Source organism: Alteribacillus iranensis (assembly GCF_900113025.1).
In the GTDB taxonomy this organism is placed as follows: Bacteria; Bacillota; Bacilli; order Bacillales; family Marinococcaceae; genus Alteribacillus_A; species Alteribacillus_A iranensis.
On record NZ_FONT01000001.1, the window covers coordinates 287,852 to 302,567 of the forward strand.

Consider the following 14,716-nt stretch of genomic DNA (forward strand, 5'->3'; position numbering starts at 1 on the left):
TATCCTATAGCTATTTATAATTTTCTAGTGTGTTTATTGACTGGAAGGAGCGTTGGGCGATGACTCCAGCGGGAGAAGCATGAGTCTTGAGACCCCGCAGACACGCTTTAGCGGGTCGAGGAGGCTCAAGCCATGCCCGCGGAAAGCATTCGCCCAGAGCGAGTGGAAGTCAACCCTCCCCTTAAGAGATAAACGGTGTACAAAAATCGAGTGCTGGAAATGTTAGTGCAATAACCTTCTCGAGGAAAACTTGACGCATACCTTACCCTCCCATCTAACACTGGAATGGGCAAGGTATGATATAATTTACTTTGCTTTAACAACTATAATGGCTGGGGTGGAAATGAATGAAACGGTACAGTGTCAAGATAGACAGCTTTGAAGGGCCATTAGATTTACTTCTCCATTTAGTACAACAATCAGAGATGGATATCTATCACATCCCCCTTGCAGAAATAACAAATCAGTACTTAAAATATGTCCGTACGATGCAAGAACTCGAATTAAATATAGCTAGCGAATATTTAGTCATGGCAGCAACCTTATTGGAAATAAAGAGTACGATGCTGCTGCCCCGTGACACTAGTTTAGATATGGAAGAAGACAGCGAAACGGAAGAAGAGATAAGAGACGAACTTTTAACGAAGTTAGTCGAATACAAAAAATATAAAAGTGCAGCCGAAGAATTAAAAAGTCGTGATACCCAGGAAGTGACTCGCTACAGCAAAGAGCCGGATGAGTTGGAAGAAGTCGAGAGAGGGAAAGAGGTTTCACCGGATGTCACGTTATTTGATATGCTGGAGGCTTACCTTTCATTGAAAAGTAATACGACTGAGAAGGTGGACGAAACCATTCATTCTATACCATCTGAGGATTTTTCGATGGAAGAGAGCATGGACAACATAGTAACGAAGCTCTCGTCTCAAAAAGGTGATGTCACGTTTCAAGAATTATTTACGTCGATGGATAAGCCAAAGAAAGTAGTCACGTTTTTAGCTGTTTTAGAATTAATGAAAGAGCGAAAAATAGTCTGTAAACAATCAGATAACTTTGGGGATATCCTATTACACCTGCGTGAGGAGGAAGAGGGATGAGCCAAAACATACACGCCATTATTCTTGGCATGTTATATGTACGCGGGCAAGAAGGACTGCTTCTTAAAGAAACAGCTGAATTGCTTGATATAACAGTAGAGGAGGCAGAACATCAGCTTGAGACATGTAAAGAATATACCGATCTATACGTTCCGGGCTTACAAATCATACGCATTGAAGATACATACCGTTTAGTGACAAAGGATGAGATTGCACCTTATATTCAAAAGCTAATGCGGCCAGCTTCAAAGGGAAAACTCTCACAAGCCGCGTTAGAAACGTTAGCTATTGTTGCTTACAACCAGCCGGTAAGCCGGACGGAGATTGAAGAAATTCGAGGAGTGAAGTCAGAGGCCGCGCTGTCTACATTAGTGAATAAAGAATTCATTCAGGAAGCAGGAAGGGCAGCAAGCATAGGCCGCCCCATTTTATATAAAACAACGGAACGTTTTTTAGAGCATTTTCACTTATCCTCTCTCGAAGACCTTCCCGATTTAGAAGATGTCACTTCTGAAGAGGAAGACGGGTCACATGGAGAAGAGGCTGAATTGTTCTTTCAATCGATCAACAATCAGCTCTGATCTGTCATATATAAGGATGGCCCATGCTCGGGAGTCAGCCTCCCCTCTATATGGGGGCTCTTCTCTGGCGCGCGCTGTTTTTTTAATGGAGTGATCTCTGCTTCAGACGTTATCGGCTCGAGGTCACTCAACTCTTCTCTTGGCAGAGGCTGGGACAAAAGTATTTAAATGAAAGATAAATCCGAACAACTTATGTTGTCGCTTTGTCAAAATACTTCGCTTTCCGCGGGCACGGCTTCAGCTTCCTCGGAAAGCGAAAACGGCTTTCCTGCGGGATCTTCAGCTCGTGCTGTTCCCGCTGGAGTCTACGTATTTTGACTACGCTGATACACTGCGTTTATGAAACGGGTGACTCCTTCAACATGTGATCGTTCGTCTTTAGAGTTGACTATTCTAGTTTTGTCCCAGCCTCACTTTTTCTTGTTCATTTTGTTTCATACGTTTGAATATAAAGTGGATAAGAACCATTCCATTCTGCATACAGCACTTTTTCGAGAGCGGGAATATTCTGATCATGAATATCCGCTAAAATGTCTCCTTTGTTTAAATTCGCTTCGTTTATATTATCCTCTATCCATTCTCCATCTAGAATAACAGAGAGCGGCATGGGAGAAGGTGCAGGAACAGCGGCCATCCAATCTTTATTTGTTGTTGGTGAGGAAGAGGGCGTCTTCATCACATTCACCGTACCATTCGCTTCAAGAATTGCATAATGAACGTCTTGGAAGGAAAATACATCCTTATCTCTCAATAGATGCTGGAGCTGGTTTAAGTCCAGCTTATTATGTCTTAACGCCTCATAGTCAATTTTTCCTTCACGTATGACAATAGTCGGCCTGCCTTCTAAAAAGCTTCGGGAGGCTTTTTTCTTTTGCGTAATTTTTTCAATAATAATGATTAGCAGCGCCCATAAAATGACGGCGTATAACACGTAGTGGATGCCTATTTCCTTATCATAAATCGCATTTCCGACTAATTCACCTAAAATGAGTGCTGAAATGAAGTCAAAGGGAGTAATTTGGCTGATCTGTGTTTTGCCCAGTGCTTTCGTTATAAATAATAAAGCGACGAAACCGACAATTAGTTCTAACGTTAAGTGTAAAAAATTGAACGGCACTAGACTCCATCCCCCTTCTAGTCCTTCTCCGTTATGTGTGCTTGCAGACATTCATACAGAGTTCGTCTATCTTTCATTACAGTATGGTGAACATTTTTCCGTATTTTATCCCACCGTTTTCTTCTAATGTCACTTTTCCTAACGGTACATAAAACATTCATCCTTATTTCATACTAAACGTGCGAGACCTCAATCCATACAGACGGGAAGGAAAGGTATAGAAACCTCAGGAAGGAAGGAGCTAAATGAAAGCGCAGAAGACAAAAATATTATGTAAGCAAATATGTATTCTTTGTTTACTTTTCTCTGTTTTAGGCGGCTGTCAGGACCAAAACACTTCTTCAGAGACAGAACATTTGAATGAAGCGATGACGAAGTCCGAGTCGATCATGGAGGAAATGGAACCGATAACGTCATCTGTAGCCATCTATGACGATAAAGAAAAAGAGATATATGCTGCTGCGGAAGTGAGGCACATGGACAGACTCCGCTTAGATAAAATTAGAAAAGAGGCACATAAAAAATTGTCAGAGGAATGGCCTAACGAAACGGTTCATTTTTCAACGGATAAAAAAGCGCTGATTGAGCTTCGTAAATTAAATAAAGATTTGGCAGCCAAGAAGATGGGAGAAGAAGAATTGAAAAAAAGATTAACGAAGATTGAAGAGCATATGAAAGGGTGAGAAAGGGGATGAAAAAAAATCAGCAACAAACCAATGAACAAAAAATATATCAAGATTACGCAGCCAAAAAAGAACCGAAACCTCCCATTTTATTAAACTGCCTCAAAGCGTTTATTATAGGTGGTCTTGTATGTACGTTTGGGCAGCTGATACAAGATTTTTTTCTGTATAATTTCGATTTTAACGAACAAACGGCAGGAGATCCTACGATTGCCGTATTAATCTTAATTTCCGTGTTATTAACGGGTTTTGGTGTATATGACAAATTGGCTCAATTTGCAGGTGCCGGAGTAGCAGTGCCTGTTACCGGTTTTGCGAACTCGATGTCTAGTGCTGCGATTGAATACCGGACGGAAGGATATGTACTAGGTGTAGGTGGTAATATGTTTAAGCTCGCGGGGCCAGTCATTGTGTACGGTACCACCTCCGCTTTTTTAATCGCACTTATAAAAACACTATGGATGCAATGGGGGGGATAGTATGCTTCAGGGCAGTCAATCTTGGAAGTTCGTAAATGAACCTGTCATCCTGTCCACTGGGGTTGTAGGCGGGCCGTTTGAAGCAAAAGGAAATGTAACAAAAGATTTTGATCACCTCTTTTCTGATGTTTGGATGGCAGAGACAACCTTTGAAAAAGCCCAAACTCGATTATTTGAAGAGGCTTCTTATACAGCTTTGTCCAAGATCAATAAAAAACCTCAAGATATGCAATTTTTATTTGCAGGTGATCTGATTAACCAAATAACAGCTACAAGCTTTGCATGCCGTACATTGTCGATTCCCTATTTTGGTTTATTTGGGGCATGTTCTACTTCTATGGAAGGTCTCGCTTTAAGCAGCTTCATCGTGGATAAAGGGGGAGCTGATTACATTTTAACCGGCACAGCAAGCCATAACGCTGCTACTGAAAAGCAATTTAGATATCCTAACGAATACGGGGCACAAAAGCCGCCGACGGCTCAATGGACAGTTACTGGCTCTGGTACAGCAGTTATCGGAAAAAGCGGTGCCGGCCCTGTCGTTACATCTGCGACCATCGGAAAAATTATGGATTTAGGTGTCACGGATCCATTTAATATGGGGGCAGCGATGGCTCCGGCGGCAGCCGATACAATTGAAGCCCACTTTACTGATTTTGATCTGGATCCTTCTTATTACGATTACATCGTTACAGGGGATTTAGGAGAAATCGGCTTACCATTAATGAAAGATCTTCTTCAGCAGCGGGGCATCATGGTCACGGATGCTCAATGTCTTGATTGCGGTCTGCTCATTTACAAAAGTGAACAAGAGGAAGTACAAGCTGGCGGGAGTGGGACAGGTTGTTCTGCCGTTGTAGTGTACGGACATCTATTGAATCGCTTAAAAAATCAAGAATTCACACGAATGCTTGTCGTAGCAACCGGTGCATTGCATAGTCCTTTATCCGTTCAGCAAGATGAGACAATTCCATGTATTGCGCATGCTGTGTCCATTGAGATGAAAGGGGTAGGAAACCTGTGATATATTTCTGGGCCTTTGTAGTGGGAGGAATCATTTGTACCATCGGACAACTATTGATGGATAAAGCAAAGTTGACGCCAGGACATACGATGACAACGCTTGTGGTCTCAGGAGCTATTTTAGATGGTCTCGGCCTTTACGAACCCCTCATTGATTTTGCAGGTGCCGGAGCAACTGTCCCGATTACCAGCTTTGGTAATTCATTAGTCCACGGGGCCATGGCCGAGGCAGAGCAAAGAGGAATAATAGGAGTAATTACGGGAATATTTGAAGTGACAAGTGCAGGTATTTCTGCAGCTATTATATTCTCTTTCTTAGCCGCACTTGTATTTAAACCAAAAGGTTAATTTAACAACATCTGCAAGAGCGCACTTTTGTCCGTTCTTGCAGATTTTTTTGTTATCGCCCTTATAGAGGCTTCTTTGAGCGATTGTTAGTACAGACTTGTACCCACCGCTTTTCCAACTTATGCGAAGGGGGCATAAACAACGGACAAGTACATACAATTTAACAAGTTGGACGAGATTTGATAAAGGGAGCCGGGGTGCCCGATGAAGAAAATAACTTGTATGATCATTTATTTAAGCGCTGTTTTGGTTGTACTGCCAGTCATTGAAGTCTATGCTAACCATCAAGATGATACCGTCCACATTTCGGGAAGATCGGGAGTTTTGATAGAGCAGGAGAGTGGACGCGTTTTATACGGCAAAGAGGAACATGAGCAAAGAAAAATTGCAAGCATTACTAAAATCATGACGGCTATTCTTGCGATTGAATCAGGGAAATGGAGAGAGACTGTAGAGGTAAGCACACGAGCCGCCGGTGTGGAAGGTTCTTCATTATACTTAAGGCCAGGAGAGCACATCTCACTCGAAAATCTAACGTATGGTTTAATGATGAGGTCAGGCAACGATGCGGCAGTCGCAATAGCGGAACATGTGGGAGGAAGTGTGGAAGGATTCACGTATTTAATGAATGAGAAAGCTAAAGAAATTGGGATGAAAAATTCGCAATTTACGAATCCTCATGGATTAGATGACGGAGATAATCATTACTCTACAGCTTATGATATGGCTCTTCTCATGCAATACGCGATGTCAAATGACACATTTAATGAAGTTAGCAAAACAGAACGATACAGGGCCCCTCAAGAAGGAGAGGACTGGGATCGTATATGGAGTAACAAAAATAAACTGTTAACATCTCTTTACGAATACTGTATCGGAGGAAAGACAGGCTATACGAAAAGTGCCGGTCGGACATTAGTAAGTGCAGCAGAAAAGGGAGATATGACTCTAATTGCTGTTACATTAGATGCTCCCTCGGATTGGGATGATCACATTTCCATGTATGAGTGGGCGTTTTCTTCCTTTCACATGAAACAAATAGCGGAAGAAGAGGAAGAAATTACGATGAACGAGGTAGAACAAGGAACATTTTATTTACCAGAAGATTTCCGTTACCCATTAAGCAGTGATGAGAAACTAACGAGGAAACTATCGATCAAGCGATCATTAATAGATGGTCACGATGAGAAAACGATAGCAGGGAAAATAACGTGGTTGCTGGAAGATGAGGTAGCGCACGAAATGTCTGTCATTTTTGAGAGAGACAGTAACACAAACGAAGGCATCATTCGGAAAATTGGTAACCTCTTTCGTTCATGGACTGGAGGGGATTAGATTGATACATCTTATCTGGATGTTCATGCTAATCGCAGGGATCGTGACAGCCATGTTCACCGGACGCATGGAAGAAGTCACGGAAGCGATATTCACCGGGGCGGAAGAAGCAGTCGTTTTATGCTTTGGTTTAATTAGTGTGATGGTTTTTTGGCTTGGAATTATGAATATTATGAAATCAAGCGGTCTGTTAAAGTCTTTCACGAATATGCTGCGGCCGATTGCAGTAAAGTTATTTCCAGATGTACCTGCCAATCATCCCGCCATGGGATATATTTTATCAAACATCTCTGCTAACATCATGGGACTAGGCAATGCTGCTACTCCTATGGGGATAAAAGCTGTCAAAGAATTAAGGAGGTTAAACGGGGATAAAGAAGAAGCGAGCCGTTCGATGATTACTTTAATGGCATTAAACACTGCCAGTCTCACGTTGATTCCTACTACTATCATCGCGATTCGTATGAATTATGGTTCCGCGTCACCCGCAGAAATTGTAGGAACCACCATATTTGCAACAGGCTGTTCGACAATCGCTGCCTTATGTATTGATCGCTACTTCTATCACCGAAAACTGAAAAAGGGCAGAATATGATGAATTGGCTTGAAACTGTGTCATTATGGACGATCCCTCTGTTACTCCTGATTATTCTCTTACATGCTGTTGTGAAAAAAGTGCCTGCTTATGATTGCTTTGTGGAAGGAGGAAAAGACGGTTTTCAGTTGGCTGTCACACTCATTCCCTATTTAGTCGGTATGATGACAGCGATTTCTGTATTTAGGGCATCAGGGGCGATGGACTTATTGCTTGAGACTCTAAAGCCATTGTTAGTGTTCTTAGGCATCCCGGCAGAGATTGTACCGCTGGCGATATTGCGTCCCATCTCGGGAAGCGGGGCTTTAGGAATGGCCAGCAACTTAATTGCAGAATATGGCCCTGATTCTTTTATAGGACGTTTAGCGTCGACCATGCAAGGGAGCACTGATACGACGCTTTATGTATTAACGGTTTATTTTGGGGCTGCAGGTATCAGGTATATGGGAGGAGCTTTAAAAGTAGGACTTCTCGCTGATTTAGTAGGTATTATAGCTTCTATTTTCATTGTTACCCTCGTTTTTGGGTGAGCTGCGGTGGGCAGCTCTTTTTTTTGTTTGTGAAATGACAAAAGCTATTCGATTGTGAGCAATTACATAGTATTATTCTCTCAAAACCTGATTACAGTGGCGACAAGCCTCCTAGCCCCACAGGACGTGACGCTCTTAGTCGAACATCCTTACATGATTGCGCTTTTCTTATTGTCTAGCTTCAGGCGCCATCGGCTCGAGGTCGCTTCAACCCGCTCTGCGGCGGCAGAGCCTCCTCGGCGGGTCTCCAGCGCTTGTCGTATTAGTGTTCTTCTGCTAAGTACGCGAACGTCCTGTTCGCAACGCAGAAGTCAGCACGTCCTGTGCAAGCCAGGGCGCTTGCGCTTTTCTTAGTTTAAGGTTGTGAAAAGGTGTTGGGATGGTTATGATGGAACATGAGGTGAACATGATGGAACGAGTACAAAAAGTAATCGCAAATGCAGGGGTTACATCAAGGCGTAAAGCAGAGAAATTAATAGAAGAAGGCCGAGTAAAAGTTAACGGTAAAGTAATTCGTGAACTTGGTGTAAAGGTATCCCCTCAGAAAGACACCGTGGAAGTAGACGGTATTCCGCTCGATAAAGAAGAACCTGTTTATTTTTTATTCTATAAGCCAAAGCAAGTAATTTCGGCCGTTCAAGATGATCGTGGCCGCAAGGTTGTAACCGATTATTTTAAGGAAGTCGAGCAGCGAATATTTCCTGTAGGCCGGCTGGATTACGAAACTTCCGGTCTGTTGCTCTTGACCAACGATGGTGAATTTGCCAATTTAATGATGCATCCTAAAAATAAAATTAATAAAACGTATATCGCAAAAGTGAAAGGTAAGCCTGGAAAAGACGAACTGAAAGCATTACAGAGAGGCCTCCCGATAGAAGGAAAAAAAACAGCGCCTGCGAAAGCTAGAATCAAGTCAGCTAATATTAAAACGAACTCGTCCATCGTCGAACTAGTGATCCATGAAGGAAGAAACCAACAGGTAAGAAAGATGTTCGACGCCATTGGCCACCCCGTGATGAAACTGAAACGAGAAAAGTATAGTTTTCTCACGCTAGAAAATTTAAAACCAGGTGACAAACGGCCATTGAAACCTATTGAAGTCAAAAGATTGATCGACAGTGCTGTCACATAAGTGTCATAAAGAACACGATGTAAACCTTTTGCTATTAGCGTTATAATTAGGGTTGGAATAACTACTAGGTGGATGGTTTAGACACAATAGAGGTGTTTTTATGGAGAAGGAAAAGTGCGAACAGTGCGGTCATCTCAATCCTTACGGTACCCGCCTATGTCAATCATGCGGGAATCCGCTTGATGAAAAGGATAAAAAAGCTACCGTTTTGGACATGCGTTATGAAGGAACCGCGAGAAGGTCACAAACCTATAACAAGACGATCATTGACAAGATATGGAACTTCTTCTCCTCCGTGAAAGTCGGTGTGTGGATTATTATTTTAGTGCTGTCTGCTTCTGCACTAGGGACATTATTTCCTCAGGAAATGTACATTCCAGGGGGAGTGACCCCATCCGACTATTACAGAGAAGAATACGGCATTGCTGGACAAATTTATTACGAACTCGGGTTTCACAATCTCTATGGTTCGTGGTGGTATATGGCATTAGTCGCGTCACTTGGTATTTCTTTAGTGATTGCAAGTATCGACCGGGTAGTTCCTCTTTATCGTTCGTTAAAAAACCAGCGTGTTAAGAAAAATGAAGCGTTCTTAAAACGTCAACGGTTTGTTGGACAGGTAGAGACGGACGATCAGGAAAGAGCGATCGCCGAAGCAAAAGAAGTGCTGCAACAAAGAAAGTACAAAGTGAGAGAAGAAGATGGAAACATCCTTGCGGAAAAAGGTCGTTTTTCAAGATGGGGTCCATATGTAAACCATTTAGGACTTATTATTTTTCTTACAGGAGCGTTACTTCGCTTTTTCCCGGGAATGTACGTCGATGATTCTGTTTGGGTACGAGAAGGAGAAACAAAAGTGGTCCCCGGAACAGATGGCGAATATTTTATCAAAAATGAACGCTTCCTCATGGAATTGTATGATGAGAATGATGAAAAATACGGAGAAGCAATGGAACGCACGGGGGAACCCGTCGTGGAGAACTTCCAAACGGATGCAGTGCTATATCAGAGAAAAGATGCAGGGACGGTTGGAACGGAGCCAGAACTTGAAGTATGGAAAGAAGACGAGATCCGTGTGAACCATCCACTGCGATTTAATAATTTCGGTCTTTATCAAAGTGATTATAAATTAAATGAGTTAAGTAAAATGGCGTTTACTCTCGACAGCCGAGAAACAGGAGAAAGCATTGGAAACCTTGAGATTGATTTACATGACCCGAAAAGTGAATATGATTTAGGGGATGGCTATAAAGTTATCGTTCATTCCTATTTCCCTAATTTTGAATTCAATGAAGAAGGGGAACCAACCACCATTTCAAGTGTGCCGGATAACCCTGCTTTTATCTTCCAAATTATTTCTCCCGAGCATCCAGATGAAGGGGAGTATAGCTTTGTAGGAATTCGAACGAATGAAGATATTTTTAAAGAAAACGATTATGAAATGAGCTTTGCGGATGTAGAGATGAATCACGTCACCGGTTTGACGGTTCGAAAAGACTTAACGCTTCCTTTCCTCATTACAGGCGGTTCAATCTTTATGATTGGCTTAATACAAGGGTCATACTGGTCCCACCGCAGAATTTGGATCCAGAAATCAGGAAAGAAGCTTTGGATCGCTGGACATACCAATAAACATCTCCATTCGATAAAGCAAGACTTTAAAGTACTAGCTGAAAAGACAGAGTTTGAGGCAAAAGAAAACGAAGCATTGGTCACAAACCAACAAAAGGAATAGGAATACGGAAGGGGTGACGATATGGATACCATAAATGAAACCTTTTTATTGATTGCCTTCTTTTTATATTTACTGTCTACTATCTTATTTTCTGTCTCCGTGACGGGGAGAAAGTGGCGTGATAAAGAAGGCGATATGACAGGAAACAGGTGGGGCACGTTAGGCTTCATTACAGCGATTGCCGGTTTCGTATTTGCGCTCGGTTACTTTATTACGAGATGGGTGGAAGCGGGACGTGCTCCGGTAAGTAATATGTTTGAATATATGACGTTCCTGGGGATTGCTCTTAGCTTTGCATTCCTCATTATATACGCCATTTATAAAACAAACGTGTTGGGTATGTTCACCATGCCGGTGGTTATGCTCATTATCGCTTACGCTTCTATTTTTCCATCGGAAATTGAACCATTGATACCATCGCTTCAAAGTAATTGGCTCAAAATACACGTTACGACAACAGCGATCGGTCAAGGGATATTATCCATTGGGTTTGCAGCAGGGCTTATTTACTTAATTCGTACGTTGGATTTTACGAAGAGAGACAAAAAAGTGTTTTGGCTGGAGTTCATTATGTACTCCCTTGTGAGTTTAGCTGGATTTATCGTCGTACGGTACTTGTTCCAATTGTTAAATTATGAAGCAGTGTTTCAATACGTGGATGAAACGGGTAATGAAGCTGAATTAGTGTATCACTTGCCGGCTATCCTAGGTCCGAATGAAGGACAGTTGTTAACATCCGGTGTGATGGAACCTTTGATTCATTTACCATCCTGGTTACGAAGCGATGACGCGAACACGGTAGTCTGGTCACTGCTTACAGGTGTTGTTCTTTATGTGCTGCTGCGTCTCATTTTGAGAAAGCCTATTGGCGGATCACTGCAGCCAGTCTTAAAGGGCATTAACCCTGAGACAATCGATGAAGTAAGCTATCGAGCTATTGCGATAGGGTTCCCGGTGTTTACATTGGGCGGATTGATTTTCGCCATGATTTGGGCTCAGATCGCCTGGACGAGGTTCTGGGGATGGGATCCGAAGGAAGTATGGGCTTTAATTACTTTCCTCTTTTACGCCGCCTATTTACACTTACGTTTATCGCGAGGATGGCACGGAGAAAAGTCAGCATGGCTGTGTGTCATAGGCTTTGCTATTATTATGTTCAACTTAGTGTTTGTCAATTTAGTTATAGCAGGGCTTCATTCCTATGCCTGATGAAAAGGAGCTGTTCCTGCGGGGACAGCTCGTTTTCTTACAAGTTTAGAAGCATTCATTAAGTGATGTCTAGCTTCAGGCGCCATCGGCTCGAGGTCGCTTCAACCCTACTCTTGGCGGCAAGCCTCCTCAGGCCCACAGATGGATGTTCTTTTGCTAAAAGCGCAAACGTCAGGTATGGATCTTTTGCTAACTTCGCAAACGTCCTGTTTGCAACGCAAAAGTCAACGCATCCTGCGTAAGCCAACGCAAAAGTCAGCACATCCTGTGCAAGTTCGGGCGCCTTGCGCTTTTCTTGTATGTAACATGAGAACAACCATACGTATGGAGGTATGAAAATGAATGAAGATACAAAAGTTTTAATCGTCGACGATGAGGAAAGAATCCGCAGGTTGTTAAAAATGTATTTAGAAAGAGAAAAGTACCAAGTTACAGAGGCAGAGAATGGAGAAGAAGCGTTAGACTTAGCCGTTAATAAAGATTTTGATGTCATTTTGCTGGATCTCATGATGCCTGGAATGGATGGAATGGAAGTGTGCGAAGAACTACGCAAAGTAAAAGCTACTCCAATCATCATGCTAACAGCAAAAGGAGAAGAGTCCAACCGCGTCCAAGGGTTTGAAGCTGGAGCAGACGATTATATTGTGAAGCCATTCAGCCCGAGAGAAGTGGTTTTACGTGTGAAGGCTATTTTACGCAGAGCCTCTAGTACGAAATTTCTCCAAACCGAGACGCAAGCGAAAGACGTATATGTCTTCCCGCATTTAACCATAGACAATGACGCTCATCGTGTCACAGTAAATGAGGAGGTCATCAATTTAACTCCAAAAGAATACGAATTGCTTCTTTATTTAGCGCAAGCTCCGGATAAAGTATTTACGAGAGAGCAGCTCCTTAAAGATGTGTGGAATTATGATTTCTTCGGAGATTTACGTACCGTGGACACCCATATTAAAAGGCTGCGAGAAAAGCTAAGCAAAGTATCTCAAGATGCCGCAGAAATGATTTCAACGGTGTGGGGAGTCGGATACAAATTTGAGGCAGTGGACGATTAATGTTATGGAGAAGTGTTGTAGGTAAACTATGGGGGACGATTCTTCTCCTTGTTATTGCAGTACTTTTATGTTTAACATTTCTTCTTCTTCAATTTTTTGAGCAGTTTCATATTTCAGAAGCAGAGGAACAACTCACCAATCATGCGAATGTGATTGTCTCTGTGTTGGAAGAACATCGGGATACCGCCATCGGACTTGACACCATCGATAAAATTGCAGGGTCTTATAACACCAACGTAGTTATTTTTAATGGCGAAGATTATTGGGAATCGAATAGCAATCAACAGGAAGAAGTCCATCTCCCGCTCACTGTGTTCGAAGAGGATGACCGACTAGAAAAGGTACAGAGCAATGGAGAAGAAGTAATTATGCATGGTAACTTCCCTTTGTATGAAGAGGGAGAAGAAATTGAGAACGAAATCTTTGTAGTCGGGATGCCATTTGAAACACAAGATAACGAACGTGGCTCTCTTTATCTTTATCAATCTCTTAACATTATTGAAGATACCACCGGAGAAACGAAGAAAATTATATTATTATCCGCCGGGATTGGCGTCATTCTAACTACGATCTTCGCCTTTTTCCTATCTTCGCGAATTACTGCGCCTCTTCGTAAAATGAGGCAGCTCGCGTTAGATGTAGCGAAAGGGGACTTTGAGACGAAACTTCCTATTGTGAGCCATGATGAAATCGGCCAGTTAGGGATTGCGTTCAATAAAATGAGGCGGGCACTTAATCAGAATATTACCGCCCTTAATCGCGAAAAAGAGCAGTTTAGCAGAATTTTGAGCAGTATGGCCGATGGTGTGGTTACCATCAATCGTAAAGGAGAAATTGTCGTAACGAATCCGCCAGCGGAACGATTTCTAGAATTATATCGTTTCCAAAATGACATCCAAGATGATACTAACAGGCTTCCTAAAGAAATGAAAAAATTATTTCAACAAGTTGTGGCCTTAGAAGAAGAGCAGATGCAAGAAATAGATTTACAAGGTCGCAGCTTTGCCGTGCTGATGACACCTCTCTATGACAGTGAATTTGTAAGAGGAGTGGTGGCGGTGATTCGTGACATGACAGAAGAGAGACAGCACGATAAGCTTAGAAAAGATTTTATCGCCAACGTCTCTCATGAATTGCGAACACCTATATCGATGTTGCAAGGGTATAGTGAAGCTATCATTGATGACATCGCAGCCAGCGAAGAAGAGAAAAAAGAAATTGCTCAAATTATTTATGACGAATCGATGAGAATGGGCCGGCTTGTCAATGAATTGTTAGACCTGGCAAGAATGGAAGCGGGGCACATCCAGCTTGACAGGCAATGGACGAATATTAATGAATTAAGCAAGAGAATTTATAAAAAATTTCAAGGTTTGGCAAAAGAAGCAGATGTCCAGTTAACACTCACGCAATCGGGTGAATATGAGGATGCATTCGTCGATGCCGATCGAGTTGAACAAGTGATCACTAATTTAGTTCATAACGCGATACGGCATACGGATACAAAAGGGGAAGTCTCCTTACGAGTGATGATGAACAAACGGGATGTTACAGTAGAAATTGTGGATAACGGTTCAGGAATTCCTGAAGAAGATCTACCGTACGTATTTGAACGGTTTTATAAAGCAGATAAAGCGCGTACGAGAAGCAAAGGCGGCACAGGGTTAGGACTTGCTATAGCCAAAAACATCGTTGATGCTCACGGTGGAGAAATATCAGTGCAAAGTATACTCGATGAAGGGACTACCTTCCGATTTACATTGCCGACACCAGAAGAACGTTCATAAATCGGGAGCGGAT

The 14,716-nt window shown here is 42.4% G+C and carries 15 protein-coding genes; 14 read left to right on the top strand and 1 reads right to left on the bottom strand.

Annotated elements, in window-relative coordinates:
* The first annotated feature begins 347 nt into the window (after positions 1-347).
* Both BM095_RS01555 and scpB read left to right on the top strand, forming a co-directional pair.
* Positions 348-1,094 (top strand): segregation and condensation protein A, encoded by a 747-nt coding sequence (locus tag BM095_RS01555; RefSeq protein ID WP_091656465.1) that lies wholly within the window; start codon positions 348-350, stop codon positions 1,092-1,094.
* Positions 1,091-1,675, top strand: a complete 585-nt coding sequence (gene scpB / locus BM095_RS01560; protein WP_091656468.1) for an SMC-Scp complex subunit ScpB — start codon at positions 1,091-1,093, stop codon at positions 1,673-1,675. Before BM095_RS01555 ends, scpB begins: the two co-directional genes overlap by 4 nt.
* Positions 1,676-2,099: 424 nt before the next feature.
* Here the strand turns inward: scpB and BM095_RS01565 are convergent, their stop codons facing one another.
* A complete protein-coding gene (locus BM095_RS01565; protein WP_091656471.1) occupies positions 2,100-2,843 on the bottom strand; it encodes a DUF421 domain-containing protein in 744 nt (247 codons plus the stop codon).
* Positions 2,844-3,037: 194 nt separating this feature from the next.
* Between BM095_RS01565 and BM095_RS01570 the strand changes: the two genes are divergently transcribed.
* From BM095_RS01570 to BM095_RS01625, 12 genes are all read left to right on the top strand, one after another.
* Positions 3,038-3,475 carry a hypothetical protein gene (locus BM095_RS01570; protein WP_091656474.1) on the top strand — a complete coding sequence of 146 codons (438 nt, stop codon included), beginning with the start codon at positions 3,038-3,040 and terminating at the stop codon, positions 3,473-3,475.
* Positions 3,476-3,483: 8 nt separating this feature from the next.
* Positions 3,484-3,954, top strand: a complete 471-nt coding sequence (spoVAC, locus tag BM095_RS01575) for a stage V sporulation protein AC (RefSeq protein ID WP_091656476.1) — start codon at positions 3,484-3,486, stop codon at positions 3,952-3,954.
* 1 nt (position 3,955) lies between these two features.
* Positions 3,956-4,978, top strand: a complete 1,023-nt coding sequence (spoVAD, locus tag BM095_RS01580) for a stage V sporulation protein AD (protein WP_091656478.1) — start codon at positions 3,956-3,958, stop codon at positions 4,976-4,978.
* Positions 4,975-5,325 carry a stage V sporulation protein AE gene (gene spoVAE, locus BM095_RS01585; protein WP_091656480.1) on the top strand — a complete coding sequence of 117 codons (351 nt, stop codon included), beginning with the start codon at positions 4,975-4,977 and terminating at the stop codon, positions 5,323-5,325. Before spoVAD ends, spoVAE begins: the two co-directional genes overlap by 4 nt.
* A 204-nt stretch (positions 5,326-5,529) precedes the next feature.
* Entirely contained in the window at positions 5,530-6,660 is a 1,131-nt protein-coding gene (locus tag BM095_RS01590; RefSeq protein WP_245757773.1) for a D-alanyl-D-alanine carboxypeptidase family protein, read from the top strand.
* A 1-nt stretch (position 6,661) separates the two neighbouring features.
* Positions 6,662-7,255, top strand: coding sequence for a nucleoside recognition domain-containing protein (locus tag BM095_RS01595; RefSeq protein ID WP_091656482.1), 594 nt, complete (start codon positions 6,662-6,664; stop codon positions 7,253-7,255).
* On the top strand, positions 7,255-7,785 hold the full coding sequence (locus BM095_RS01600; protein ID WP_091657822.1) for a spore maturation protein: 531 nt from the start codon (positions 7,255-7,257) through the stop codon (positions 7,783-7,785). The genes BM095_RS01595 and BM095_RS01600 overlap by 1 nt, the downstream gene beginning before the upstream one ends.
* A gap of 409 nt (positions 7,786-8,194) precedes the next feature.
* The gene (locus tag BM095_RS01605; protein WP_091657825.1) at positions 8,195-8,917 is read left to right on the top strand and encodes a pseudouridine synthase; all 723 of its coding nucleotides are present in this window, start codon (positions 8,195-8,197) and stop codon (positions 8,915-8,917) included.
* Between the two features lie 100 nt (positions 8,918-9,017).
* Positions 9,018-10,652, top strand: coding sequence for a cytochrome c biogenesis protein ResB (locus tag BM095_RS01610; protein ID WP_091656484.1), 1,635 nt, complete (start codon positions 9,018-9,020; stop codon positions 10,650-10,652).
* Positions 10,653-10,673: 21 nt separating this feature from the next.
* Positions 10,674-11,861 carry a cytochrome c biogenesis protein CcsA gene (gene ccsA, locus BM095_RS01615; RefSeq protein ID WP_091656486.1) on the top strand — a complete coding sequence of 396 codons (1,188 nt, stop codon included), beginning with the start codon at positions 10,674-10,676 and terminating at the stop codon, positions 11,859-11,861.
* Between the two features lie 338 nt (positions 11,862-12,199).
* A complete protein-coding gene (locus BM095_RS01620) occupies positions 12,200-12,916 on the top strand; it encodes a response regulator transcription factor (protein ID WP_091656488.1) in 717 nt (238 codons plus the stop codon).
* Positions 12,916-14,703 (top strand): ATP-binding protein, encoded by a 1,788-nt coding sequence (locus BM095_RS01625; RefSeq protein ID WP_091656490.1) that lies wholly within the window; start codon positions 12,916-12,918, stop codon positions 14,701-14,703. Before BM095_RS01620 ends, BM095_RS01625 begins: the two co-directional genes overlap by 1 nt.
* Positions 14,704-14,716: the final 13 nt, after the last annotated feature.

Excerpts from the sequence above, each read along its gene's own strand:
- BM095_RS01555 (WP_091656465.1), top strand. The coding sequence starts at position 348 with ATGAAACGGTACAGTGTCAAGATAGACAGCTTTGAAGGGCCATTAGAT.
- scpB (WP_091656468.1), top strand. The coding sequence starts at position 1,091 with ATGAGCCAAAACATACACGCCATTATTCTTGGCATGTTATATGTACGC.
- BM095_RS01565 (WP_091656471.1), bottom strand. The coding sequence starts at position 2,843 with ATGTCTGCAAGCACACATAACGGAGAAGGACTAGAAGGGGGATGGAGT.
- BM095_RS01570 (WP_091656474.1), top strand. The coding sequence starts at position 3,038 with ATGAAAGCGCAGAAGACAAAAATATTATGTAAGCAAATATGTATTCTT.
- spoVAC (WP_091656476.1), top strand. The coding sequence starts at position 3,484 with ATGAAAAAAAATCAGCAACAAACCAATGAACAAAAAATATATCAAGAT.
- spoVAD (WP_091656478.1), top strand. The coding sequence starts at position 3,956 with ATGCTTCAGGGCAGTCAATCTTGGAAGTTCGTAAATGAACCTGTCATC.
- BM095_RS01590 (WP_245757773.1), top strand. The coding sequence starts at position 5,530 with ATGAAGAAAATAACTTGTATGATCATTTATTTAAGCGCTGTTTTGGTT.
- BM095_RS01600 (WP_091657822.1), top strand. The coding sequence starts at position 7,255 with ATGAATTGGCTTGAAACTGTGTCATTATGGACGATCCCTCTGTTACTC.
- BM095_RS01605 (WP_091657825.1), top strand. The coding sequence starts at position 8,195 with ATGGAACGAGTACAAAAAGTAATCGCAAATGCAGGGGTTACATCAAGG.
- BM095_RS01610 (WP_091656484.1), top strand. The coding sequence starts at position 9,018 with ATGGAGAAGGAAAAGTGCGAACAGTGCGGTCATCTCAATCCTTACGGT.
- ccsA (WP_091656486.1), top strand. The coding sequence starts at position 10,674 with ATGGATACCATAAATGAAACCTTTTTATTGATTGCCTTCTTTTTATAT.
- BM095_RS01620 (WP_091656488.1), top strand. The coding sequence starts at position 12,200 with ATGAATGAAGATACAAAAGTTTTAATCGTCGACGATGAGGAAAGAATC.
- BM095_RS01625 (WP_091656490.1), top strand. The coding sequence starts at position 12,916 with ATGTTATGGAGAAGTGTTGTAGGTAAACTATGGGGGACGATTCTTCTC.